This window comes from Streptosporangium sp. NPDC000095, assembly GCF_042899335.1.
Taxonomy (GTDB): Bacteria; Actinomycetota; Actinomycetes; order Streptosporangiales; family Streptosporangiaceae; genus Streptosporangium.
Genome location: NZ_JBIAZS010000003.1, coordinates 499253 through 520646, shown reverse-complemented (window position 1 = coordinate 520646; position 21394 = coordinate 499253). Strand labels below are relative to the sequence as shown.

21 protein-coding genes are annotated in these 21394 nt (G+C 70.3%); 11 read left to right on the top strand and 10 right to left on the bottom strand.

Features of this window, described 5'->3' with window-relative positions; all coding sequences use genetic code 11:
• Positions 1-19: 19 nt before the first annotated feature.
• On the bottom strand, positions 20-1135 hold the full coding sequence (locus tag ACFY3V_RS10705) for a PP2C family protein-serine/threonine phosphatase (RefSeq protein WP_350949497.1): 1116 nt from the start codon (positions 1133-1135) through the stop codon (positions 20-22).
• A gap of 119 nt (positions 1136-1254) precedes the next feature.
• On the opposite strand from ACFY3V_RS10705, the gene ACFY3V_RS10700 reads away from it, so the two are divergent.
• Positions 1255-2484: a GNAT family N-acetyltransferase gene (locus ACFY3V_RS10700; RefSeq protein ID WP_389772120.1), complete on the top strand. Its 1230-nt coding sequence runs from the start codon at positions 1255-1257 to the stop codon at positions 2482-2484.
• A gap of 55 nt (positions 2485-2539) precedes the next feature.
• Positions 2540-2740, top strand: coding sequence for a hypothetical protein (locus ACFY3V_RS10695; RefSeq protein WP_350949495.1), 201 nt, complete (start codon positions 2540-2542; stop codon positions 2738-2740).
• 3 nt (positions 2741-2743) lie between these two features.
• Here the strand turns inward: ACFY3V_RS10695 and ACFY3V_RS10690 are convergent, their stop codons facing one another.
• On the bottom strand, positions 2744-3211 hold the full coding sequence (locus tag ACFY3V_RS10690) for a ribose-5-phosphate isomerase (protein WP_350949494.1): 468 nt from the start codon (positions 3209-3211) through the stop codon (positions 2744-2746).
• Between the two features lie 99 nt (positions 3212-3310).
• On the opposite strand from ACFY3V_RS10690, the gene def reads away from it, so the two are divergent.
• Positions 3311-3799, top strand: a complete 489-nt coding sequence (def, locus tag ACFY3V_RS10685) for a peptide deformylase (protein WP_362900039.1) — start codon at positions 3311-3313, stop codon at positions 3797-3799.
• A gap of 72 nt (positions 3800-3871) precedes the next feature.
• Here def and ACFY3V_RS10680 read toward each other — a convergent pair whose 3' ends face one another.
• Complete coding sequence (locus tag ACFY3V_RS10680) at positions 3872-5281, bottom strand: aldehyde dehydrogenase family protein (RefSeq protein ID WP_362900037.1); 1410 nt, start codon at positions 5279-5281, stop codon at positions 3872-3874.
• A 153-nt stretch (positions 5282-5434) separates the two neighbouring features.
• Entirely contained in the window at positions 5435-6055 is a 621-nt protein-coding gene (locus ACFY3V_RS10675; RefSeq protein WP_362900035.1) for a disulfide bond formation protein DsbA, read from the bottom strand.
• Between the two features lie 221 nt (positions 6056-6276).
• Here ACFY3V_RS10675 and pepN point away from each other — a divergent pair, with 221 nt between their 5' ends.
• Positions 6277-8844 (top strand): aminopeptidase N, encoded by a 2568-nt coding sequence (gene pepN / locus ACFY3V_RS10670; RefSeq protein ID WP_350949490.1) that lies wholly within the window; start codon positions 6277-6279, stop codon positions 8842-8844.
• Positions 8845-9097: 253 nt separating this feature from the next.
• Positions 9098-10060, top strand: a complete 963-nt coding sequence (locus tag ACFY3V_RS10665; RefSeq protein WP_362900033.1) for a hypothetical protein — start codon at positions 9098-9100, stop codon at positions 10058-10060.
• An 18-nt stretch (positions 10061-10078) separates the two neighbouring features.
• On the opposite strand, the gene ACFY3V_RS10660 is transcribed toward ACFY3V_RS10665, so the two are convergent.
• The 3 genes from ACFY3V_RS10660 to ACFY3V_RS10650 form a co-directional block, all read right to left on the bottom strand.
• Positions 10079-10708, bottom strand: coding sequence for a hypothetical protein (locus ACFY3V_RS10660; RefSeq protein WP_362900031.1), 630 nt, complete (start codon positions 10706-10708; stop codon positions 10079-10081).
• Between the two features lie 89 nt (positions 10709-10797).
• Positions 10798-11160 carry a DUF5130 family protein gene (locus ACFY3V_RS10655; RefSeq protein WP_350949487.1) on the bottom strand — a complete coding sequence of 121 codons (363 nt, stop codon included), beginning with the start codon at positions 11158-11160 and terminating at the stop codon, positions 10798-10800.
• A gap of 61 nt (positions 11161-11221) precedes the next feature.
• Positions 11222-11521, bottom strand: coding sequence for a hypothetical protein (locus ACFY3V_RS10650; protein ID WP_350949486.1), 300 nt, complete (start codon positions 11519-11521; stop codon positions 11222-11224).
• 282 nt (positions 11522-11803) lie between these two features.
• Between ACFY3V_RS10650 and ACFY3V_RS10645 the strand changes: the two genes are divergently transcribed.
• The 3 genes from ACFY3V_RS10645 (at position 11804) to ACFY3V_RS10635 (ending at position 15584) form a co-directional block, all read left to right on the top strand.
• Positions 11804-12628: a nuclease-related domain-containing protein gene (locus tag ACFY3V_RS10645; protein ID WP_362900029.1), complete on the top strand. Its 825-nt coding sequence runs from the start codon at positions 11804-11806 to the stop codon at positions 12626-12628.
• 550 nt (positions 12629-13178) lie between these two features.
• A complete protein-coding gene (gene ilvD / locus ACFY3V_RS10640; protein WP_362900027.1) occupies positions 13179-15017 on the top strand; it encodes a dihydroxy-acid dehydratase in 1839 nt (612 codons plus the stop codon).
• Between the two features lie 81 nt (positions 15018-15098).
• Positions 15099-15584 (top strand): WYL domain-containing protein, encoded by a 486-nt coding sequence (locus ACFY3V_RS10635; protein ID WP_350949483.1) that lies wholly within the window; start codon positions 15099-15101, stop codon positions 15582-15584.
• A gap of 144 nt (positions 15585-15728) precedes the next feature.
• Here ACFY3V_RS10635 and ACFY3V_RS10630 read toward each other — a convergent pair whose 3' ends face one another.
• The 3 genes from ACFY3V_RS10630 to ACFY3V_RS10620 all read right to left on the bottom strand — a co-directional run bounded on the left by ACFY3V_RS10630 (position 15729) and on the right by ACFY3V_RS10620 (position 17443).
• Positions 15729-15959 carry a zinc ribbon domain-containing protein gene (locus ACFY3V_RS10630; RefSeq protein WP_350949482.1) on the bottom strand — a complete coding sequence of 77 codons (231 nt, stop codon included), beginning with the start codon at positions 15957-15959 and terminating at the stop codon, positions 15729-15731.
• 32 nt (positions 15960-15991) lie between these two features.
• Positions 15992-16813, bottom strand: a complete 822-nt coding sequence (locus ACFY3V_RS10625) for a GNAT family N-acetyltransferase (RefSeq protein WP_389772108.1) — start codon at positions 16811-16813, stop codon at positions 15992-15994.
• Between the two features lie 120 nt (positions 16814-16933).
• The gene (locus tag ACFY3V_RS10620) at positions 16934-17443 is read right to left on the bottom strand and encodes an HNH endonuclease (RefSeq protein ID WP_362900022.1); all 510 of its coding nucleotides are present in this window, start codon (positions 17441-17443) and stop codon (positions 16934-16936) included.
• Between the two features lie 318 nt (positions 17444-17761).
• On the opposite strand from ACFY3V_RS10620, the gene ACFY3V_RS10615 reads away from it, so the two are divergent.
• The 3 genes from ACFY3V_RS10615 to ACFY3V_RS10605 all read left to right on the top strand — a co-directional run bounded on the left by ACFY3V_RS10615 (position 17762) and on the right by ACFY3V_RS10605 (position 21367).
• Positions 17762-19834 (top strand): prolyl oligopeptidase family serine peptidase, encoded by a 2073-nt coding sequence (locus ACFY3V_RS10615; protein WP_362900020.1) that lies wholly within the window; start codon positions 17762-17764, stop codon positions 19832-19834.
• Between the two features lie 264 nt (positions 19835-20098).
• Complete coding sequence (locus ACFY3V_RS10610; RefSeq protein ID WP_389772104.1) at positions 20099-20905, top strand: helix-turn-helix domain-containing protein; 807 nt, start codon at positions 20099-20101, stop codon at positions 20903-20905.
• Between the two features lie 114 nt (positions 20906-21019).
• Positions 21020-21367 carry a VOC family protein gene (locus ACFY3V_RS10605; RefSeq protein WP_362926412.1) on the top strand — a complete coding sequence of 116 codons (348 nt, stop codon included), beginning with the start codon at positions 21020-21022 and terminating at the stop codon, positions 21365-21367.
• The last annotated feature ends 27 nt before the right edge of the window (positions 21368-21394 follow it).

Sequence of the window (21394 nt, the reverse complement as noted above, 5' to 3'; positions counted from 1 at the left end):
TTCAGAGGCGCCAGATGATTCAGGGGCGCCAGATGAGGATGAGGGCGCAGTCGTCGTTGTGGCCCGACGACATGGAGGCGACCAGGTTGCGGGCACCGTCGCGGAACCCCGAGGGCATCAGGCGCTCGGCCTCTCCGAGCAGGCGGTCGAGACCGGCGTCGATGTCGCGTCCCGGCTGCTCGATCAGGCCGTCGGTGTAGAGCATGAGCGCGTCACCCTTGCGCAGCATCCCCCGGTCGACCTCGCAGTGCAGGTCGGGCACGACACCGAGGACGACCCCCTTGGCCGTGGAGACCCGCCACGTCCCGGTCCCCGACTCGAACTTGACCACCGGGGGGTGGCCGGCCGAGGTGATGACGTACTCGCCCGTCACGAGGTTGAGCCGGAGGTGGACCGCGGTGACGAAACCCTCGGCCTCGCGCTGGCGGTGCAGATAGGTGTTGCAGGCGGGCAGGAAGTCGGTGGCCGAGCCGAGCAGCCCGCCGAAGGTGCCCGACAGCAGCAGTGCGCGGGTGCCCGCGTCGACGCCCTTGCCCGACACGTCGACCAGGGCGAGATCCATCATGTCGCCCTCGCGCATGGAGACCAGGAAGTCGCCTCCGAAGGAGGAGCCTCCGGCCTGCTTGAGAACGACCTTGGAGCCCCACTCCTTGGGCAGCGGGGGCAGGTCGCTCTGGCTCTTGAGACGGTCGCGCAACTCCAGCAGCATCGCGTCGCCGCGCAGGCCCTGCACACCGAGCTTGCCGCGGGTGCGGGCCATCAGCGCGGCCAGCACCGCGGTGAAGCCGAAGGTGACCAGCAGTCCGGGGCCGATGTGTCCCACTCCCCGCACCACGGCCACGTAGATCAGGGAGACCGCGACCGCGCACAGCAGCTTGACGAGACTGTTCAGCCGGAGCTGGAGCCCTGCCACGAGGGTGATCGGGATCATCAACGCCGGCGAGAACCACTCCATGGAGACCCTGGCGGCCAGTCCGCCGATCAGCAGGGTGAGCAGAATCAGGGTGATGAGCAGGTTCCGGTCGCGTGCCAGAGGGCCGCGCCGCAGAAATCGCACGATGGGGACGAGAAGCGGGATGCGGACCAGGAACGCGCGGAGCGCCGGAGGGAGCAGCGGCACCGGACGGGAACTCATGATGCGCTCGACTGTATCGGGCTATCCCCCCTTTGGGCAGCCCACTTGACCAACGCCTTGATCATTAAGCAGGGATATTAGATGGCCAGACCCGTTTGTCCCCTACTACCGTTTGACAGATGACTCTCAGCATGCGTCCGATCGGCAAAGCCGAATGGTCCTCCTGGAACACCCTGGACGAGGAGGCGTTCGGCATCGCCGTCCCCGAACACCGGCAGGAGCTCTTCAGGCGCATCGTCGAGTTCGACCGCTCGCTCGGCGTGTTCGACGGCGACCTGCTCGTGGGCACGGCCGCGGCGCTCAGCTTCAGCATGAACGTGCCCGGCGGCCCGATCCCCGTCGGCGGCGTCACCGCGGTCGGCGTGCTGCCCTCGCACCGGCGCCGGGGCATCCTCTCCTCGCTGATGACCCGCCAGCTGTCGGATCTTTACGAGCGAGGTGAGGCCGTCGCCGCGCTCTACGCGGCCGAGGCCGCGATCTACGGTCGTTACGGCTACGGCAGGGCCGCCGACAACCTGCTCTTCCGTATCCCCACGGCGAAAGCGGCCTTCACCCGGAACGCCCCGGTCGATCCCACCCTGCGGTTGCGCATCGTCAAACCGGCGGACGCCAGGTCCGTCTTCGAGAAGATCTACGACTCCGCGTTCGAGGAGCGCCCCGGGCTGTACGACCGCCCGGCCGCGCGCTGGGACGCGGTGCTGAGCGACCACGAGTCCGACCAGGGCGGTGCCGGTCCGCTGCGCGCCGTGGTCGCCGAGGACGACGGCGGCCCGCGCGGCTACGCGCTCTTCCGGATCAAGGCCTCCTTCGACGACCACGACCTTCCCGCGGGCGAGTTGCGGCTCAAGGAGCTGTTCGGCCTCGATCCCGCCGCCTACGCGTTGCTCTGGCGGCACGTCCTGGACCGCGACCTGGTCTCTCACGTCTTCGCCCCGAGCCGACCCGCGGACGACCCGCTGATCCACCTGCTCGCCGAGCCGCGCGCACTTCACGCTCTCTGGCTGGACGACCTGTGGATCCGGGTCGTGGACGTCGAGCGTGCCCTTCCCGCCCGCCGATACAGCGCGCCGGTGGATGTGGTGATCGAGGTCGAGGACACCGTGTGCCCGTGGAACGCGCGCCGCTGGCGGCTCACGGCCGACCCCTCCGGCGCCCGCTGTGCCCCCTCAGAAGACCCCGCCGACCTGACCCTGCCCGTCTCCGTACTGGGTGCCGCCTACCTGGGCGGGCGTCCGCTGGCGGCGCTGCTCGCGGCGGGCGTGGTGCGGGAGTCGCGTGCGGGTGCCCTGCGAGAGCTGTCCACCGCCATGTCGTGGGGCCCCGCTCCCTGGGCCGGCCTGGTCTTCTGACGGCTCTTCCGGGGGCCCTTCTGAGGGGGTGCCCGAGCGAGTTATGGTGACCGGCATGGCACTGCAGAGTTTGCAGATCACCGCGATCACCGCGATGCGGGCGCGAGACGTCTCACGCCCGTCGCGCGAGCAGCAGGAGGCCGCGGATCGCCGCCCCCTGCGCGACGAGACGCCACCCCGCAAGGAGCCCGCGCGGAGCGGGCCGCGCCGGGAGGCGCCGCGCGGGGAGTCACCGCCCCGCGAGCGCCACCGGTGAGAACTACGGCAGCGGCGGGAGCTGGCCGATGGTCTCGTACGAGTCGAGCTGCGCGATCCTCCGGTTGTGCCGCTCGGCCCCTGAGTAGGCGGTGCCGAGGAAGGTCTCGACGAACCGGATCGCCTCCTCCGGCTCGTGCATCCGCGCGCCGACGCTGACGACGTTGGCGTTGTTGTGTTCGCGGGCGAGCCTCGCGGTCTCCTCGCTCCAGGCCAGGGCGGCCCGGACGCCGCGCACCTTGTTGGCCGCGATCTGCTCGCCGTTCCCCGAGCCACCGATGACGACACCCAGGCTGCCCGGGTCGCCCACGACGCCCTCGGCCGCGCGCAGCACGAACGGCGGGTAGTCGTCCTCCGCGTCGTAGACGAAGGGACCGCAGTCCTCGACCTCGTGGCCGTTCTCCTTCAGCCAGGAGACGACGTGGTTCTTGAGCTCATAGCCGGCATGGTCGGCACCGATGTAGACGCGCACCCGCACAGTTTCGCAGGTGTGCGCGGGCGACTCCACCCGGCCCCCGACTAGAGTAATGGCCGCAGCACTTCCTCGCCCCTTACAAGAGAGAGTTCCCACATGCGTGACATCCGAGTGGTCGGTGACCCTGTCCTGCGCACACCCGCCGAACCGATCACCGAATTCGACCGCGACCTGCGGCGCATGATCGACGAGATGTTCGCCGTGATGTACGCCGCTCAGGGTGTCGGCCTGGCCGGTCCGCAGATCGGCGTGTCGAAGCGGATCTTCGTCTACGACTGCAGCAACCGCAAGGGCCATGTGATCAACCCGGAACTGGCCGTGGACGACGACGCCGAGGTCCTCGACGAGGAGGGCTGCCTGTCCGTTCCCGGCCGCGAGACCGGCACCCCGATCTACGCCAGGACGCCCCGGGCCGCGGGAGTCACCGTGAGCGGCCTGGACCGGCTGGGGCGGCCGATCCGGATCAGGGCCCGCGGCATGCTGGCGCGTTGCTTCCAGCACGAGACCGACCACCTCGACGGCAGGCTGTACGTGGACAGGCTCGCCAGGGACGCCGCCAGGAAGGTCCTGCTCCAGGCCCCCTGACCTCCGTGGTCGCCGGGCGGCCGTCACGTGCGGGCGACCTCGGGCCGATCCCCGGTGGTCGCCGGGCGGCCGTCAGAGCTGGACGGCCTTGATCTCCAGATACTCCTCGAGCCCGAACTCTCCCAGCTCGCGGCCGATACCCGACTGCTTGTAGCCGCCGAAGGGCGCCCGCGGGTTGAACCGGCCGCCGTTGACCGCCACCTGGCCGGTGCGCAGCCGCCTGGCGACCTCGACCGCACGCTGCTCACTGCCCGCCCACACCGCGCCCGCCAGGCCGTACGGCGTGCCGTTCGCGATCGCGACCGCCTCGTCCTCCCCCCGGGTGTAGGGGATGATCGTGAGGACCGGGCCGAAGATCTCCTCCTGCTCGATCACCATCCCCGGCTCCACCCCGGCGAACACCGTCGGCTCGACGTAGAAGCCGCGCTCCAGGGGCCGGTCGGTGCCTCCCGCGACCAGCCGGGCCCCTTCCTCCTCGCCCCGGTTGATGTAACGGACGACCCGGTCACGCTGGGCCGCCGACACCAGGGGGCCGAGCCTGGTCGCCTCGTCGAAGGGGTCGCCGACGGTGTATCTCCCCGCGGCCTCGACGGCGAGACGGACGGCCTCGTCGTACCGGTCGCGATGGACGATCATGCGGGTCCATGCCGAACAGGTCTGGCCGGAGTTGACGAAGGCGTTGGCCACCGTCGCCTTCGCCGCCGCCGCCAGGTCGGCGTCCGGCAGGATCAGGCTGGCGGACTTGCCGCCGAGTTCCAGGGCCACCCGCTTGATCGTCTCGGCCGCGAGCGCGGCGACCCGGCGTCCGGCCCGGGTGGAGCCGGTGAACGACACCATGTCCACCTCGGGATGCGCGGCCAGCGCCTCACCCACCACCGGGCCGTGACCGCTGACCATGTTGAAGACCCCGGCGGGCAGTCCGACCTCGTCGAGGATCCCGGCGAGCGCGAAGGCCGCCAGCGGTGCCACCTCGCTGGGCTTCAGCACGACCGTGCACCCCGCGGCGAGCGCGGCGCCCACCTTGCAGACGACCTGGTGGAGCGGGTAGTTCCAGGGGGTGATCGCGGCGACCACCCCGACCGGCTCCCTGAAGACGCGGGAGTTGCCGACCTGCCCGCCCTCGAAGTCGTAGGTCTCGGCCAGCTGGGCGTACGAGGCCAGCACACCGGCCGGCATCAGCGTGTGCACCCTCATCGCCACGCCGTACGGCGCGCCCATGTCCGTGGCGATGATCCTGGCTATCTGGTCGGAGCGTTCTCGTACCAGGTCCGCGGCCGAGGCGAGGATCCTGCCCCGCTCGGCGGGAGGCGTCGCGGACCAGGAGGGGAAGGCTGCGCGGGCGGCGGCCACCGCGGCCTCGACGTCGGCGGGCGCCCCTGCGGGAACCCTGTCGATCCGCTCCTCGGTGGCGGGGTTGATCACATCGATGCTCTCGCCCGACGCGGACGCCTGCCAGGCTCCATTCAGATAAAGGTGACGCATGCCCTCATCCTGGCGTGCGTCCCGTTGTTACGCGAGGGCACCCGAAACGCGCCCTCACACAAAGACGACCTTGGTATGGGAGCAGGGCGTCCCACGCGGGCGAGTCCGCCCGCCGCGGTCGCGCACGGCGGGCGGAAACATCGGAGAGGCGGATCAGTCGAAGATCGGTTCCCGGGTCCTGGAGCGCTTGAGCTCGAAGAAGCCGTCGGTGCCCGCCACCAGGCGCACGCCGTCCCAGAGCCTGCCCGCCTCCTCGCCCTTGGGAGCGGGCGAGATGACCGGGCCGAAGAAGGCGACGCCCTCGACGGAGATCACCGGAGTGCCGACCTCCTGGCCGACCCGGTCGATGCCGTCGTTGTGCGAGGCGCGCAGTGCCTCGTCGAACTCCGTCGAGTCCATCGCGTCGGCGAAGGCGCGGTCGAGCCCCGCGGCCTCCAGCGCCTCCTCGACCGTCTCACGGAGCGTGTCGAGCTGCCTGGCCCTGCCCTGGTTGTGCAGACGGGTGCCGAGCTCGGTGTAGAGGCGGCCGACCGTCTCGGAGTCGTACTTCTCCTGCACGGCGGTGACCACCCGGACCGGGCCGATGGCCTTGGCGATCAACTCACGGTAGCTGTCCGGGACGTCCTTGTCCTCGTTCAGCACGTTGAGGCTCATGATGTGCCAGCGCGGCTCGATCGGCCGTACCTTCTCAACCTCCAGCAACCAGCGGGAGGTCATCCACGCGAACGGGCAGAAGGGATCGAACCAGAGATCGACAGGGGTTCGCTCAGTCATCTTTTCCGGCTTCCTGGTCGTGAGGCTTCTTCGGTAGCGACAACCCGGAGAGCGGAGTCCCCTATTCCACAGGTGGATTAATACCTTGACATGGCTCTTTATTCTCGGATCTGGGGTACCAGTCCGCAGTCCGAGGTGAAGCGGCGGCCCGCAGCCTTACGTGGCAGGATTCAGTCACCCCTTAGCAATGGAGCGGGGGAAGTTGTGAAGAGGGAGCGGTAGTGGCAGGCAATCTGACCCGTGACGAGGCGCGCGAGCGCGCACGGCTGCTCAGTGTGCAGTCCTATGCGGTGGAGCTCGACCTGACCGAGGGTGAGGAGCGCTTCGAGAGCGTCACCACGGTCCGCTTCACCAGCACCCGGCCGGGTGCCGAGACGTTCGTCGACCTGGCCGGCGCCAAGGTGCGCACGGCGGTGTTGAACGGCGTCGAGCTGGACGTGAGCGGCTACGACCTGGAGACCGGACGGCTTCCGCTGCCTGGCCTGGCCGAGACCAACGAGCTGCGGGTGGACGCCGACTGTTCCTACAGCCGCACCGGCGAGGGCCTGCACCGCTTCGTCGACCCGGTGGACAAGAGCGTCTATCTGTACAGCCAGTTCGAGACGGCCGACGCGCACCGGATGTACGCGTGCTTCGACCAGCCCGACCTCAAGGCCTCCTTCGAGCTGACCGTGCTCGCGCCCTCCCACTGGGAGGTCATCTCCAACACGGCGCCCGACGCGGCCGACGAGCTGCCGGAGCACCACGGCAGACACGGCGCGCTCCAGGCCGCCAAGCGCTGGCACTTCCCGCCCTCACCGGTGATGTCGACCTACATCACCGCGCTGTGCGCCGGGCCCTACCACAAGGTGACCTCCGAGCACGACGGCATCCCGCTGGGCCTGTACTGCCGGGCCTCGCTCGCCGAGCACCTCGACCCGGAGAACATCTTCGAGGTCACCAGGCAGGGCTTCGACTTCTTCCACCGGATCTTCGGCGTCCGCTACCCGTTCGGGAAGTACGACCAGCTCTTCGTCCCCGAGTTCAACGCCGGGGCGATGGAGAACGCGGGCTGCGTGACCTTCCTGGAGGACTACGTCTTCCGCTCGCGCGTCACGGACGCGGTGATCGAGCGCCGCGCGGAGACGATCCTGCACGAGATGGCGCACATGTGGTTCGGTGACCTGGTCACCATGCGCTGGTGGGACGACCTGTGGCTGAACGAGTCGTTCGCCACCTACGCCTCGGTGCTCTGCCAGGCCGAGGCCACCCGCTGGGGCCAGGGTGCCTGGACGACCTTCGCCAACGTCGAGAAGGCCTGGGCCTACCGCCAGGACCAGCTGCCCTCGACCCACCCGATCGCCGCCGACATCGTCGACATGCACGCGGTCGAGGTCAACTTCGACGGGATCACGTACGCCAAGGGCGCCTCGGTCCTCAAGCAGCTCGTCGCCTACGTGGGCCTGGACAACTTCCTCGCCGGGGTCCGTGACTACTTCAACGAGCACGCCTGGGAGAACACCACGCTCGCGGACCTGCTCGGTGCGCTGGAGCGCACCTCGGGACGCGACCTGTCCTCCTGGTCGAAGGAGTGGCTGGAGACCTCCTGGGTCAACACACTGCGCCCCTCGTTCACCGTCGACCCCGAGGGCCGTTTCCTGGAGTTCGACGTCCTCCAGGAGGCCCCGGCCGACTACCCGACGCTGCGCTCGCACCGCGTCGCCATCGGCCTGTACTCCCTGCGAGACGGCGAGCTGGTCCGCGTCAGGCGGGTCGAGCTGGACGTCGTCGGCGCGCGCACGGCCGTGGCCGAGCTGGTCGGCGAGGTCCAGCCGGACCTGATCCTGATCAACGACGACGACCTGACGTACGCCAAGGTCAGGCTCGACGAGCGGTCGCTGCGGACCCTGACGGAGGGCGGCATCGCCAGGTTCACCGAGTCGCTGCCCCGCGCACTGTGCTGGTCGGCCGCCTGGGACATGACCCGCGACGCGGAGATGGCCACCCGCGACTACCTCACCCTGGTCGTCTCCAACATCGAGTCGGTCACCGACATCACCGTCGCCCAGACCCTGCTCCGCCAGGCCCGCCTCGCCGTCCAGCAGTACGGCGACCCCGCCTGGCGCCCCGAGGGCCTGGCCAGGCTCGCCTCCGCGCTGCGCCGCCTGGTCGGCGAGGCCGCGCCCGGCTCCGACCACCAGCTCGCCTACCTGAACGCGCTGTCGGCCGTGGCCACCTCCACCGAGGACCTGGCGTTCCTGAAGGGGCTGCTGGACGGGGAGACGGTGCTCGACGGCCTCACCGTCGACGCCGACCTGCGCTGGACGCTGACCGGCGCCCTGGTCTCCGGTGGCCTGCTCGGCGAGGAGGACATCGCCCAGGAACTGCTGCGCGACGCCACCGCGACGGGCGAGCGTTCCGCCGCGCTCTGCGGCGCCGCGATCCCGACCGCCGAGGGCAAGGCGAACGCCTGGACCGCGATCACCGAGGGCAAGCTGAGCGGGGCGCTGCTCCGTTCGACGATCGCCGGTTTCATGGACCCGCGCCACCCGGAGCTGCTGGAGCCGTACGGGGCGAAGTACTTCGAGGAGATCGGCGGGATCTGGGCGTCCTGGAGTTCCGACAGCGCCCAGAACTTCGCGAACGGCTGCTACCCGGCGCTGAGCATCTCTCCCGAGACGGTCGCCAGGACCCAGGACCTCATCTCGTCCACCCAGCCGCCGCACGCCCTCAAGCGCCTGCTGCTCGAGGGCGCCGACGGCATCGGCCGCGCCCTGCGCGCCCAGGCCAAGGACGCCTCGGCAGCCTGACCCGGCCGCGAGACCCGGGCGGAGCCATCACACACCGCCCGGGACAACCCGCGCCAAGGACGCCTCGGCGGCCTGACCCGGCCGCGAGACCCGGGCGGGGCCGTCCCGCACCGCCCGGGTCGACCACAGCTGAAGTTTTAAGTGGTTCCTGACGGACACTGGAAGGAATGCCGGTAAGCGCGAGAGATACCCCACGTCTTGCCGTGTGTGGACACCTGTCCCGTCGTCTCTGGGTCATGAGAGGGTAAATCACGTGGAATCAGCACGTGACCTGCTCATCTCCCTGGCCCGGAGATACGCCTTCGGTGACATCGGAGCCCTCGCCTCGGGTGTCGTACGCGACGCGGACGAGATCGAGGCGGTCTGCGAGTTCGGCCAGCGGCTGCTCTCCCTCGACGCGGAGGACTTCGCCGTCGAGGCACGGTCCGTGCCGAGCGACCTTCGGCGGCGAGCGCGGGCCTGCACGATGCCGCAGACGCCCCGCGAGCAGCCGCGCGGCGCGCTGGAGTCGTTGCGGCCCGCGTACGGGCTGCTGCTGGAGGTCATCGCGGTCAGGTGGCACCGCCGCGAGCTGAGCCCCATGGTCGCCGCCCTCCACATCGCCAGCGAGTATCTCCCGCTGCTCGCCTTCGAACCGGTGCTCGGCAACGCCGGAGACCCGGCGCGCTGGCCGGAGGGGCTCACCGCGCCGGACAGCAGGTTCGGGGTGATCGGCGACCGCGACTGCGACCACACCAGGGCCGAGCAGTCGGCCGCGAACCGGACCCTGCGCGTGGCCGGGGAGCCGCCCGAGGGATGGCGCGCCTACTTCGACCGCCAGCACAGCCAGGTGGCCGGGGCTCTGGCCACCTGCGTGGCCGACTGCCGCAACCCCTGCACCGCGATGAACTGGGTCGATCCGGACCTCCGTGAGGACCTCGCGCTGCGTTCCCAGGTGGCTCTCGCCTTCGCCGAGACCCCGCTGGTGCGGTTGCGCCACGCCGCCCCGGTGGGCCACGGATTCGGCGTGCCCTCCCCCGAGGAGGTCATCGAGGCATGGGAGCGCAGCCGGACCACCCTGGCCAAGAACGGTGTGGGCGGGGAGGCCTCCAGCGACGACGGCTTCCCGCTGCCGGGGTTGCCCTCCCTGTTCTCCGCCGTCGCGGGCGCGGCGCTGAAGCCCTCGACACTGCTGGAGGACACCAGCGCGCACCTGGTGAGGCTTCTACGGCACTGATCGTGCGGCCCGAGGAGCTCAGAGCCCGCCGTCGACGAACACCGCCAGCGCGCAGCAGGCGATGGAGACCATCATGAGCAGGACGCCGCGGCGGATGAAGCGCCGCTTGGCGTCCCCGACGGCGTTGAGCCTCCTGATCTCCAGGACGAGCAGGTCGACCCTGACCTCGGCGCCACGGCCCTGCCGCCCCACGCCGTACCCCAGCCGGGGGTCCGGCTCCGGCGGCGCGTCCCGGGCGAAGGTGCCGGGGTAGAAACGGCGCCGCTCCAGGACCCTGCCCGCGAGCCCGGAGGTACGGCCGCAGAGGGCTCCGGTAAGCACGAGGATCCCCATCAGCCAGAAGAACACGCTCGTCCACCAGAGCCACTCGACCTTGCCGGACAGCTCGCCGGGCCTCCAGTGGCCGTTCAGCAGCCCGACGACGACGGCACCGGCGGCGGCGCCCGTCGTGAACAGCAGGGCGGCCGCCGTCTCGTCCTCCCCCCGGACCTTCCTGCGGGCGTCCGCGAGCGTCGCCTGGACGTAGTCGAGGATCCCGTCCGACTCCCGTTCCGCCGTGGGGCGCCTGCGAGAGTGACCCGGCGACGCGTCCCGCGTGATCCTCAGCACGAAGTGACCCGGCGGCGCGTCCCTCGTGATCCTCAGCACGAGCCGATTATCCGGGAAAACCGACCTCGTTCCGCCCGGACGGACCTTCGGGAAGATCACTTCCACCCCGGCGTGACCGGCCGGCGGGATCACCTGCGCCGCGACGCCTGGTCCGCGAGCAGCAGGACCCCGGTGACCAGCCCGCCCACCAGGTCGCCCAGGCCGAGCACCGCGGCCATCGACGTCGCGACCGCGCGGCATTCCGCGTCGGGCAGCCGCTCCCTGGCCAGGGAGCCCGTGACGATCTCCAGGGCCCTGCCCCGCTGGTCCACGAAGACGAGCACGGCCCTGTCGGCGTCGGCTCCCAGCGCGGCGTGCAGCCGCTCGGAGAAGTGGCGGCGCGGTCCGATCGCCGGACCGAGGTAGGCGGCGAAACGCAGCCCGGTGCGCCGTTCCGCGGTGCGCAGTGCCCCGCGGACGTCGTCGCCCTGTGTCGAGGTCAGGGTGAGCATCCTTCGTCACCTCGCCTTTGTCGGTTTGGCGGTGGTCCGGCGATCCGCCGGACCACCGGGTTCACCAGGCCGCCGACGCCCCGCCGGTGTGCCGTCCCGGCTCGGAGGTCACCGCGAGCGAGACCCAGTCGATCTCTGGCGCCGGAGCCCTCGCCGGACGCCGTTCGGTGAGCACGAGGACCGAGTCGGTGATCCCCCGCTCACTGCCGTGCGGGCCTCCCAGCCAGACCGCGCCCGCCGAGGTGCTCCTCGCGGCCCTGTCGCGCATCCTGCCCGGCATCGTCACGAGCAGGGCGATGAGCAGGAACAGACCGCCGGAGACTGCGACGAGAAAGCCGAAGACCTCGATCGCACTGTCCACACCTCAAAAGTAACCCGGCGCGGAATCACCCGTCGAGGGCCACCGGGTGGCGGGGCGCGCCGGCTGGGGAGACCCCCGTGGCGGCCTCGATCCGCGACCGCCGGCCGCCCGGGACGTTAAGATCGTGAACGTGAGCCACACCCCGCGCGACACCCAGTGATCCAGAGCGAAAAGTCCCTAAGGTACCCGGTTCATAGCAGTGCCAAGCGGGTGACGGCGGTCACAAAAGTATGAGATACGCAATACTAGGCACCCCCGAGGACGTCAGCTACCGTGAGTTACGTGGATTCCGGTCAGGTACCAGAAGACGGTAACACTACGTCACCGATTTGGGTCAGTGACCGACAGGCCGAAGATCGGCCGACGTCTCGACCCGCCGCGCCAGCGTCTACGTACGCACCTGTTGAGCGCGCCTCGCTACGCAACCTGCTCGACGACCCCAAATACCGCCACCTGCGCCGCCGCGCCATCATCGCGGTCGGCGTCGGCGTGCTCGCGGGCGTCCTGCTGGCCAGCTGGCCGCTGGGCTTCACCGCCGCCGTGGTGGCCGCGATCGTCGACACGGTGCTCCGCGCCCGCTCCAACTCCTCCGTGCCCGCCTGGCGGCGCGCCTCGGTCGCGGAACGGCGCACGGAGATGCAGCTCAAACGGCTGGAGCGCGGGGGTTACCGCACCCTGCACGCCCGCGCGATCCCCGGCAGCGAGGCGCAGATCGACCACCTGGTCGTGGGCCCCACCGGCGTCTACGCGGTCGACTCCGAGAAGTGGGACAAGCGCCTGCCGGTCCGCGTCCAGTCCCACCGCAAGCTGTTCCACGGCCCGTTCAACCAGAAACCCCGCCTCGACGAAGCCCGCTGGGAGGCATCCCAGGCCGGCGAACTGATCGGCGCCGAGCTGGGGCACGATGTCACGATCGTGCCGTCCCTCGCGATCTACGGCCCGGCCATCCCCTGGAAGGTCCTCAACGTCCGCGAGGTGGACGTATTCGACGGCAGTCGTGTCCGTAAATGGATCACCAAGCGGGAACGCTCACTCACCGACGCCGAGATCGACAGGATCTTCGAGGCCGCCGAGCGGGTCCTGCCCGCACGCTACCCGGAGAACTGATTTCGGGTTGTCCCGCGAGCCCTTTCCGGCACGCCCGTACCTCCGCCGTGTCTCTCCCTTCGGGGACCGACGGGAGCCCGCCCCGCCACGACGCCCCGGCCAGGCGGCTCCCGTCCTCCTCCCCTCCCGGTTCCCGCGAGTGCGGGCCCGGTCGCGCTCCAGCGCGCGTTCCCTTTCGTGTGGACGTCTTCGTGTGGACGTCTTCGTGTGGACGTCGCGGCAGGTGATCGAGGGCTCTCCGCGGCTGCCGTTCGCCCCGGGTTCGCCGGGCGCGGAGACCTTCGGTAGTGTCGAAGAACACCCTGGGCCCGTATCGGGCCCGCCGGCCGTCGCCCCGGTGCCCACCCCGTGCCCCGTCGTCGTCCCGGAACCCTCCCGGCGACCGACGCGCCCGCCTCGCCGCCCCGGCCCCGTACGTCGATCACGCTCGTACGGTGTTCACAGAACATGTGGCGAGAAGCCGGATGTCTCGTGGCCTGGACAGGCGTCTCACGCACCGGGCGGTAGCCGTACCATTTGTAGACACGGTTTCGATGATGGGAGAAGCCTCATGCCCGCCCTCAGGTCTCGTACGGTCACGCACGGCAGGAACATGGCCGGGGCCCGGGCCCTTCTCCGGGCGACGGGCGTAGCCGGCGAGGACTTCGGGAAACCGATCATCGCCGTGGCCAACAGCTTCACCCAGTTCGTCCCCGGGCACGTCCACCTCCGCGAGGTCGGCGACGTCGTCGCCGGCGCGATCCGCGAGGCGGGCGCGATCCCGCGCGAGTTCAACACGATCGCGGTCGACGACGGCATCGCGATGGGCCACGGCGGCATGCTCTACTCGCTGCCCAGCCGGGAGCTGATCGCGGACGCGGTCGAGTACATGGTCAACGCGCACTGCGCCGACGCGCTGATCTGCGTCTCCAACTGCGACAAGATCACCCCGGGCATGCTGCTCGCCGCCTTCAGGCTCAACATCCCCACCGTCTTCGTCTCGGGCGGGCCGATGGAGGCGGGCAAGACCCCCAACGGCAAGCTCGACCTGATCGACCCGATGATCGCCGCCGCCAACGACGCCGTCTCCGACGCCGAACTGCTGGAGATGGAGGAGAACGCCTGCCCCACCTGCGGTTCGTGCAGCGGGATGTTCACCGCCAACTCGATGAACTGCCTCGCCGAGGCCATCGGGCTCGCGCTCCCCGGCAACGGCACGATCCTCGCCACCCACAAGGCGCGCAGGAAGCTGTTCGAGGACGCCGGGCGCCAACTGGTGGAGATCACCCGCCGCTACTACGAGCAGGACGACGAGACGGTCCTGCCGCGCGCCGTCGCGACCAAGAACGCGTTCGAGAACGCCATGGCGCTGGACGTGGCGATGGGCGGCTCGACCAACACGATCCTGCACATCCTCGCCGCGGCCCGCGAGGCCCAGGTCGACTTCGGGCTGAAGGAGATCAACGAGATCTCGCTGCGGGTGCCCTGCCTGTGCAAGGTCGCCCCCGCCACGGCGAAGTACCACGTCGAGGACGTCCACCGCGCGGGGGGCATCCCGGCGATCCTGGGCGAGCTCGACCGGGCCGGACTGCTCCACCGCGACGCCTACACCGTCAACGGCGGCACCCTGGGCGACTACCTCGACCGCTGGGACCCGAAGTCACCGCAGGTGCTGCCCGAGGCGCTGGAGCTGTGGCACGCGGCCCCCGGCAACGCCCGCACCGTCAAGCCCTTCTCCCAGGGCGCCCGCTGGGAGGAGCTGGACCTCGACCGCTCCGAGGGCTGCGTCCGCGACGCCGAGCACGCCTACACCCGCGACGGCGGCCTCGCCGTCCTGTACGGCAACATCGCCACCGAGGGCTGCATCGTCAAGACCGCCGGGGTCGACGAGTCGATCTGGCGGTTCGAGGGTCCGGCCGTCGTCTTCGAGTCGCAGGACGACGCGGTCGAGGGCATCCTCAACAACAAGGTCAAGGCCGGCGACGTCGTGGTGATCCGCTACGAGGGCCCCAAGGGCGGGCCCGGCATGCAGGAGATGCTCTACCCCACCTCGTTCCTCAAGGGCAAGGGGCTGGGCAAGGACTGCGCGCTGGTCACCGACGGCCGCTTCTCCGGCGGCACGAGCGGGCTGTCCATCGGCCACGCCTCCCCCGAGGCCGCCGAGGGCGGCACCATCGCCCTCGTCGAGGACGGCGATCTCGTCGCGATCGACATCCCCGCCCGTTCGATCGACCTGAAGGTCCCCGAGGAGGAGCTGGCCGCCCGCCGCGAGAAGCTCCTCGCCGACCTGGGCGGTTACCGGCCGCGCGACCGCCGGCGCCAGGTGAGCGCCGCCCTGCAGGCGTACGCCGCGCTCACCACCTCGGCCTCCACCGGTGCCTCGCGCGACCTGTCACAGCTGTCCCGCTGACCTGGGCTTCCTGTCGGGTAGAGATGCCTTACCCGACAGGAAGTTCGAAAAAATGTCAGTGCTCGGACGTATTATCTGGGTATGACTAACGTCATGAAGCTCACCGCCCCGCTCACGACTGCCGAGATCGCCGCCCTCGCCCTGTCGATGGCGCATCTGGGGTCGGGTCCGCAGGCCAACGCCGCCCGCAGCGGCCTGCGTCACGCCTTCGAGCAGATGGAGCTCGACGACGACATCGTCGCCACCACCCTGGCGACCCTCACCGAGCCGATGCCCGCCGAGACCGCCGACCGCGCCCGGACGATCGCCAACGCCATCACCTCAAACCTCGTCATCCGTCTCCACTACCAGGACGTCTCCGGGCGGGTCACCGTCCGCGACGTCGACCCGGTGACCTGCATGGTTCACCGCGAACACTGGTATCTCGTCGGGATGTGCCGCCTGCGCGGCGCGATCCGGGCGTTCAGGTTCGACCGGATCATCGCCACCGAGCCCACCTTCGTGCCGGCCCGCCCGCACCGGGCCGAGGCGTTCCTGCCCTTCCAGGGCAAGCGCGCCGCCGCATAGCCCACGGTCGCACGCTGTCGGCTGCGGACCGACCGTTTCGATTCGAGCTGTCACCCGGAGGCGCGAGCCGATCCGGGTGACAGTCCGCGACGGGAGCCCTGCCGCCGTGACGGCTCCGGCTCCCCACCGCGCGGACCTCGGCTCCTAACCGCAGCAGCCGCCTCCGCAACACCCGCCGCCGCCTCCGGAAGGGCGGGGCGCGGCGGCGGAACCCGCGGAGCTCGCGGAGCCACCGGTCACGGCGACCGTGGAGAGCAGCTTGACGGTGTCGTCATGTCCCTCGGGGCAGGGCGCCGGATCGTCGGAGCGGGCCATCGGGCGGGAGATCTCGAAGGTGGACCCGCAGGCGCGGCAGCGGAAGTCGTATCTGGGCATGGCACCAAGGTTACCCAGCTCGCCGGGCTCGCTCACGTGAAGGTGATGGAGACATAATCGCTCACCGGCCGATAGCCGATCGCCTGATAGATCGAGTTGGACGTGGGGTTGGACAGGTCGGTGAAGAGCAGCACCTCCGTGGCGCCCTCGGCCCGCACCTTGGCACTCGCCGCGTGGGAGACCGCGGTGCCGTAACCCTTCCCGCGAGACTCGGGGGGCGTGTAGACCGGGCCGACCCGGCTCATCCCGCCGATGGGCGCGGAGACCCCGGCGAACGCGACGGGCCTCCCGCCCGCCTCCCACACGACCAGCTCCCGTCTCGCGATCCTGCTCGCCACCAGCGCGGTCAGGTCGATGTCGCCGACACCTTTCGCCTCGGCCTGAAACTCCTCGCTCCACCGGACCAGGAGGCGGAGATCGGCCGCGACGGCGACCCGGGAGGCCCCTGCCACGTGGGATTTCGGGGGGACGAGCGCGTCGAGCCGGTAGAGGCGCTCGGCACGGCGACTCGCCTCGGGCCGCCACCAGGAGGCGGCGAACGTCTCGGCCGGTGAGAGCGGACCGCTCACACCGGAGATCGCCCTCTCGGTCTCGATCAGGCGGGTGGCGAGCTCGGGCACGGTGTCGGCGGGCATCGCGGGGAGCATGAGGGCGTAGGGCGACGTCTGGATCGCCGTGGCCACGACCCGGCCGTCACGCTCCAGCCGTCCCAGCAGCGGGTCGTCACCCCACAGGCCGTTGCGTATGGCACGCAGGACCGTGAGGAGGAGGGTGTTGCGAACCGGATCCCGCAGCAGCCACGGCTCCGCCACGCCCGTGTACGCCTCGACATCGGAGGTGAAGATCCACGTCATGAGGTGATTGTGCCCATCGGGGATCTTCCGTGCCAGCGGATAAAGCCCGGCTCACGGGCATGACGAGGGCCGCCGCGCTCCATCGGGTGGCGCGGCGGCCTCGTCATCGGGTGCCGGCCCTCAGGCCGCGCTCTCCGCGAGATAGGGCGCCCACTGGGGATCGCCGACGACGTGCGCGCCGATCAACCGCCAGTGGACGCCGCGTGGCACCACCGGGGCGACGTTGAGCGTCCACCCCAGTTCCTCCAGCATGCGATCGGCCTTGCGGTGGTTGCACGTCGTGCACGAGGCGACACAGTTCTCCCAGGTGTGGGGGCCGCCTCGCGAACGCGGGATGACATGGTCGATGGTCTCGGCCCGCTGACCGCAGTAGGCGCACCGGTAGTCGTCCCGGCGCATCAGCGCGGTCCGGGTCAGCGGGATCCGTGACCGATATGGGATCCGGACATATCTCCGAAGCCTGATCACCGAGGGGACGTCGAGCGTACGGCTCGCCGAGCGGAACACGGCGCCCCGCCCGTCACGGTGCACGACATCGGCCTTCTCCCTGAGCACGAGCACGACGGCCCGGTGCAGGGAGAGGGTGGTCAGGGGTTCGTAGGTGGCGTTCAAGAGCAGGACCTGGCGCATCAGCGGGCCTCTCCCGCCGCACGACGTGTCACATGAGGGGGCACGCCACTGCGTGCCCCGGCTGGCGGCCCCTCCTGGGGCCCGGGCGCTTCCGTCACGAGGACCTCCGCCGGACGGCCCAGCGGATGCTCACCACGGCACCGTCCTTCACCAAGTTTGGCTGCTGCTACCTGGTTCTCGCCACCCATAAATGACTGGAGAGACACCTGATACGTTTTATGCCCGCATTACCAGTTCTTAACTCCTCCTGCCGCAGATCAGATACGCCGCCCGCGCAATGGCCGCGTCTCGCGGCCTTTAGGTCGTAGGGTTCCAGCCATGACGAGACAGCCGTATCCTCCAGCCAGCCGTCTTGAGCTCGTCGACGAGCTCCACGGTGTTCCTGTTCCCGACCCCTACCGGTGGCTTGAGGACCCGGACGATCCGGCGACGAAGGACTGGCTGGTGGGGCAGGAGAGACTGCTGAAGACCGAGCTGGACGCCCTTCCCGGACGTGAGGGCTTCAAGACCCGGATCGCCGAGTTGCTCGGCTCCGGGTCGATCGGCGCACCGACGTGGCGCGGGGAGCGGCGGTTCTTCATGCGGCGCGCCCCCGGGCAGGAGCACGCCGTCCTCTACACCGTGGACCCCGATGGCTCCGAGCGGGCGCTGCTCGATCCGATGGCGCTCGACCCGACCGGGCTGACGACCCTCGACTCCTGGCAGCCCGACAAGGAGGGCCGCCTGCTCGCCTACCAGGTCTCGGTGGGCGGTGACGAGGAATCGAGCCTCTACCTGATGGACATCGCGTACGGCGACCGGATCGAGGGGCCGATCGACCGGTGCCGCTACTCCCCCGTGGCGTGGCTGCCGGGCGGCGAGGCCTTCTACTACGTGCGCAGGTTGCCCTCCACCGAGGTACCCGATGGCGAGGAGCAGTTCCACCGCCGGGTCTACCTGCACAGGGTCGGCACCTCCACCGAGAAGGACGTCCTGATCTTCGGTGAGGGCCTGGAGAAGACCAACTACTACGGGGTGGCGGTCTCCCGCGACGGCCGCTGGCTGCAGATCTCCGCCTCCAGGGGCACGGCGCCGCGCAACGACCTGTGGGTGGCCGACCTCCAGGCGTCCTCCCCCTCCTCACCCGAGCTGGTCGTCGTCCAGGAGGGGGTCGACGCCCAGAGCGCCCTGCACTTCGGCCGCGACGGCCGCCTGTACGTCTTCACCGACCGGGAGGCCCCGCGCGCCCGCGTCTGCGTGACCGATCCGTCCGATCCCCGGTTCGAGAACTGGCGTGACCTGATCCCGCAGGATCCCGAGGCCGTGCTCACCGACTTCGCGATCCTCGACGATCTCGACCGGCCGGTGATGCTCGTGGGCTGGACCCGTCACGCGATCAGCGAGATCTCGGTCCACGACCTGGTCACCGGCGAGCGCGTCGGCGAGGTGCCGACCCCGGGTCTCGGCACCATCGGCGGCATCAGCGAGCGCCCCGAGGGTGGCCACGAGGCCTGGTTCGGCTACACCGACAACACCACGCCGCCGAGCATCCAGCGCTACGACGCCCGCACCGGTGAGACGACGCTCTGGGCATCCTCCCCCGGCGCGATCGAGGTGCCCGCCATCACCACCGAGCAGGTGACCTACCTCTCGGCGGACGGCAGCGAGGTCCACATGCTGGTGATCTCCCCTCCCGGTGTCGAGGGGCCGCGCCCCACCGTCCTGTACGGCTACGGCGGCTTCGGCATCTCGATGACCCCCGGCTACTCGGCGTCCGTCCTGAGCTGGGTCGAGGCGGGGGGCACGTACGCCATCGCCCAGTTGCGCGGCGGCGGCGAGCAGGGCGAGGAGTGGCACAGGGCCGGGATGCTCGCCAACAAGCAGAACGTGTTCGACGACCTGCACGCGGCGGCCGAGCACCTCATCGACACCGGAGTGACCACGTCCTCGCAGCTGGCCATCTCCGGTGGTTCGAACGGCGGCCTGCTGGTCGGCGCGGCCCTGACCCAGCGCCCGGAGCTTTACGCCGCGGTGGTCTGCTCGGCGCCGCTGCTCGACATGATCCGCTACGAGCTGTTCGGCCTGGGCGCGACGTGGAACGTCGAGTACGGCTCCGCCGAGAAGCCCGACGAGTTCGCCTGGCTGCACTCCTACTCCCCCTATCACCACGTTCGGGAGGGCGTGTCCTACCCGGCGACGCTGTTCACCGTCTTCCAGTCCGACACCCGGGTCCATCCGCTGCACGCCTGGAAGATGTGCGCCGCCCTGCAGCACGCACAGGCCTCGGAGCGGCCGATCCTGCTCCGCAACGAGGCGGAGGCCGGTCACGGGGCCCGCGCGGTGAGCAAGACCGTCGAGCTCGCCTCCGACCAGCTCAGCTTCCTCGCCTACCACACCGGCCTGACCTCCTGAGGGTGCGGGCCTGAGAGCCGTCGGCAGAAAAGGGCGCGTCCGGGAGTCCGGGCGCGCCCTCTCCACGTCCGCGAGGGCCGGACCGTCGAGGGCTGTGGCCATGGTCGGGGCACGGTCAGGGCCGCACGGCCGGGGACCGCACAGTCAGGGCCGTGCGGTCAGGGCCGCACGGATGGGGCCGTATGGACGGCGCGGCTGAACCGTCGGGGCGGCGGCCATGATCGGGGCTGCCGGACTGTCGGGGGCGGCGGTTATGGTCGGGGCGTGAACGACGCGGCGGTGACCGAGGGCCTGACCTTCACCGAGAGTGAGCCGGGAGCCTTCCTGCGGCCCTACGTCACGCACCTGTCGGCCTACACCGAGCGTTACGCCGATCCCATGCCCCGGCGGCAGCCGCCGTTCGCCGGGGTCGTCATGATCTTCGGGTTCGGTGCGCCGCTGACGCTGGACGGCCCGGAGGGCGCCCAGCGGCTGGCCTCGTTCGCCGGCGGCCTGCATGACACCTACGTCGACACCACCACGACCGGGATCTCCGAGGGGGTGCAGGTCAACCTCACACCGCTCGGGGCCAGGCGGCTGCTCGGGATGCCCCTGCGGGAGCTGGCCAACCGGGTGGTTCCGCTGGAGGAGGTTCTCGGGGGGTGGGCCACGGCCACGGTCGAGCGACTGGCGGAGGCTCCCGACGGGGCCGTCAGGATCGCTCTGCTGGACGAGGCGCTCAGCACGCGCATCGGCGACGCACCGCTGCCCGACCGCCGTGTCGGCTGGGCGTGGCAGCGGCTGGTCGCCACCCGGGGCACCATGTCCGTGGCCTCGATAGCCGCCGAGCTGGGATGGAGCCACCGCCACCTCGTCTCCCGCTTCCACGACCAGATCGGGCTGGCGCCGAAGGCCGCGGCCAGGGTGCTGCGCTTCGAGCACGCCTCCGGCCGCCTGAGGTCCGGCATGTCGCCGGCCGACACCGCCGCCGTCTGCGGCTACTACGACCAGGCTCACATGAACCGCGAGTTCAGGGCCATGGCGGGCGTCACTCCCCGCGGTCTGGCGTCTCCCCCTCGCGCCATCGGGTGATCAAGAACCTTGGGCGCGACCTCCCTCGGGGAGGAGGTCCACAGGTCAGATTTTTCCAAGCCCTGACGCTCCCGCCGGTGACATCGTGGTGATCACTACATGGGAGGAGAGAACATGCGAACGGTGTATCCACTGGTCCGTTACCGCGACGCGGGCAAGGCCGTCGAGTGGCTGGTCCAGGCGTTCGGTTTCGAGGTCCACGAGCTCCACACAACCGCCGACGGGGGCGTCGGTCACGGGGAGCTGATCGCCGGCACCGGAATGATCATGACGAGTCCGGGCGAGCCGGGAGGGCCGGGAGTCTACGTCGCCGTGGACGACCCCGACGCCCACCACGCCAGGGCCGTCGCGGCCGGGGCGGAGGTCACCATGGAACTGGCCGACAAGGACTACGGCTCCCGCGATTACGCCTGCAAGGATCTGGAGGGCAACATCTGGTACTTCGGCACGTACCGGCCCTGATACGACGATCCCGGCGCGGCGGTCCAT